This is a genomic window from Antrihabitans stalagmiti (assembly GCF_016482825.1).
Lineage (GTDB): Bacteria > Actinomycetota > Actinomycetes > Mycobacteriales > Mycobacteriaceae > Antrihabitans > Antrihabitans stalagmiti.
This window is the reverse complement of record NZ_JAEMNV010000030.1, coordinates 1-3,380: the sequence shown is the minus strand read 5'-3', so window position 1 is coordinate 3,380 and position 3,380 is coordinate 1. Positions and strand designations below refer to the sequence as shown.

The following is a 3,380-nucleotide window of genomic DNA, read 5'->3' as shown; positions in this document are numbered from 1 at the left end:
CGTCTTCTCCGCATCCTGCGGCATCGCGATGCATCAATGCGTGCAGCACGACATGCAGCCATGCCGAATACTCCGCGCACATTTCCGCCGCTGAAATGCAAAAACCCCCGCCTTTCGGGCGGGGGTTCTTGGCTTAGGGAGCCTGACGATTACCTACTTTCACACGGGAATCCGCACTATCATCGGCGTAGAGTCGTTTCACGGTCCTGTTCGGGATGGGAAGGGGTGGGACCGACTCGCTATGGTCATCAGGCAAAAGGGGTTGTTGCGCTGGCTTCGCAGCACAACCAATCCTGGAAGAAGCAGTAATTTTGGTTGTGTGTATCACACACGAGAATCCAACTTGTCGCTTTGGATCGCAGCCGGTGCTGTCGCACGGCGCCGATCTACAAGGCAGACTTGTTATAGGATCAAGCCTTACGGGCAATTAGTATCAGTTAGCTGAACGCATTACTGCGCTTACACACCTGACCTATCAACGTCCTGGTCTCGAACGACCCTTCAAGGGGATCTAGTCCCCAGGGATATCTCATCTTAAGGCGAGTTTCCCGCTTAGATGCTTTCAGCGGTTATCTCTTCCGAACATAGCTACCCGGCGATGCCACTGGCGTGACAACCGGTACACCAGAGGTTCGTCCACTCCGGTCCTCTCGTACTAGGAGCAGCCCCCTTCAAATATCCAACGCCCACGGCAGATAGGGACCAAACTGTCTCACGACGTTTTAAACCCAGCTCACGTACCTCTTTAAATGGCGAACAGCCATACCCTTGGGACCGGCTACAGCCCCAGGATGAGATGAGCCGACATCGAGGTGCCAAACACCGCCGTCGATATGAACTCTTGGGCGGTATCAGCCTGTTATCCCCAGAGTACCTTTTATCCGTTGAGCGATGGCCCTTCCATACAGAACCACCGGATCACTATGACCTGCTTTCGCACCTGCTCGACTTGTCGGTCTCGCAGTTAAGCACGCTTATGCCATTGCACTATCAGCACGATTTCCGACCGTACCTAGCGTACCTTCGTACTCCTCCGTTACGCTTTGGGAGGAGACCGCCCCAGTCAAACTGCCTACCATGCACTGTCCCCGACCCGGATCACGGGCCAAGGTTAGAACCTCAAACAAACCAGGGTGGTATTTCAAGGACGGCTCCACCGAAACTAGCGTTCCGGTTTCATAGCCTCCCACCTATCCTACACAGATCGGTTCAAAGTCCAATGCAAAGCTACAGTAAAGGTTCATGGGGTCTTTCCGTCTAGCCGCGGGTAGATTGCATCATCACAAACACTTCAACTTCGCTGAGTCTCGGGAGGAGACAGTGTGGCCATCGTTACGCCATTCGTGCAGGTCGGAACTTACCCGACAAGGAATTTCGCTACCTTAGGACCGTTATAGTTACGGCCGCCGTTTACCGGGACTTCAATCAAGAGCTTGCACCCCATCATTTAATCTTCCGGCACCGGGCAGGCGTCACACCCTATACGTCCACTTTCGTGTTTGCAGAGTGCTGTGTTTTTATTAAACAGTCGCAGCCACCAGTTTATTGCAACCCCTTCACCCTTCTGGCGCAAGCCAGTCAAGCTACAAGGGCGTACCTTATCCCGAAGTTACGGTACCAATTTGCCGAGTTCCTTCTCCCGAGTTCTCTCAAGCGCCTTAGAATACTCATCTCGCCCACCTGTGTCGGTTTGCGGTACGGTCATCGTTAGACTGAAGCTTAGAGGCTTTTCTTGGAACCACTTCCAATTGCTTCGCTCCCTAAGGAGCTCGCGCCACACCCTTGAATTCCGCGCCCGGATTTGCCTAAGCGCCTTCTCCAATGCAGCGACCGGGACTTCCAACACCCGGACAACCTTCCGCGATCCGTCCCCCCATCGCATCTAACAATGGTGCAGGAATATTGACCTGCTTCCCATCAGCTACGCATTTCTGCCTCGCCTTAGGGGCCGACTCACCCTACGCCGATGAACGTTGCGTAGGAAACCTTGGGCTTACGGCGAGGGGGCCTTTCACCCCCTTTATCGCTACTCATGTCAGCATTCGCACTTCCGATACCTCCAGCACCCTTTACAAGGCACCTTCGCAGGCTTACGGAACGCTCTCCTACCATGCGTGCTAAGCACGCATCCGCAGCTTCGGTATATAGCTTAGCCCCGTTACATCTTCCGCGCAGGACGACTCGATCAGTGAGCTATTACGCTTTCTTTAAAGGGTGGCTGCTTCTAAGCCAACCTCCTGACTGTTTTAGCCTTCCCACTTCGTTTCCCACTTAGCTATATTTGGGGACCTTAGCTGGCGGTCTGGGTTGTTTCCCTCTTGACACCGGACGTTAGCACCCGATGTCTGTCTCCCGTGATTGCACTCTTCGGTATTCGGAGTTTGCTATGGCGGGGTAATCTGCAATAGACCCCCCAACCATGACAGTGCTCTACCCCCGAAGGTGAGACACGAGGCACTACCTAAATAGTTTTCGGAGAGAACCAGCTATTTCCAGGTTTGTTTAGCCTTTCACCCCTATCCACAGCTCATCCCCTAACTTTTCAACGTTAGTGGGTTCGGACCTCCAGTACGTGTTACCGCACCTTCATCCTGGCCATGGATAGATCACCTGGTTTCGGGTCTACGCCCAGCAACTGAACGCCCTATTCGGACTCGCTTTCGCTACGCCTGCCCTATACGGTTAAGCTTGCTACTGAACGTAAGTCGCTGACCCATTATACAAAAGGTACGCCGTCACCCCTTACGAGGCTCCGACTGTTTGTATGCATGCGGTTTCAGGATCTATTTCACTCCCCTCCCGGGGTTCTTTTCGCCTTTCCCTCACGGTACTGGTTCACTATCGGTCGATCACGAGTATTTAGCCTTGGAGGATGGTCCCCCCATCTTCAGACAGGATTTCACGTGTCCCGCCCTACTTGTCGCACACCTAGTTCTTTCATACTGTTTTCGCCTACAGGGCTATCACCTGCTATGGCCGCACTTTCCAGAGCGTTCGGCTAACAATACAAATAAAGAGTGCAAGGCTCATCCCATTTCGCTCGCCACTACTTTGGGAATCTCGGTTGATTTCTTTTCCTGCGGTTACTTAGATGTTTCAGTTCACCGCGTTCGCTTCGCATGGCCTATGTATTCAGCCATGGATACTCCAAAAGGAGTGGGTTTCCCCATTCGGACATCTACGGATCAAAGCTTGTTTGCCAGCTCCCCGTAGCTTTTCGCAGGCTACCGCGTCCTTCATCGCCTGTGATCGCCAAGGCATCCACCACATGCACTTGTTCGCTTGACCCTATAACGAGTCTGTCTCATCGACAGTCGCTACAGGTTGAGTTCTCGCGTTGTGCCGTATTCCAATTTAAGTCGAACATAGAGTTCGAATCA

At 53.1% G+C, this 3,380-nt stretch carries 2 rRNA genes; both read right to left on the bottom strand.

Features of this window, described 5'->3' with window-relative positions:
• Positions 1-140: 140 nt before the first annotated feature.
• A 5S ribosomal RNA gene (gene rrf / locus JGU71_RS30650) occupies positions 141-253 on the bottom strand.
• A 153-nt stretch (positions 254-406) separates the two neighbouring features.
• A 23S ribosomal RNA gene (locus JGU71_RS30645) occupies positions 407-3,288 on the bottom strand.
• Between the last annotated feature and the right edge of the window lie 92 nt (positions 3,289-3,380).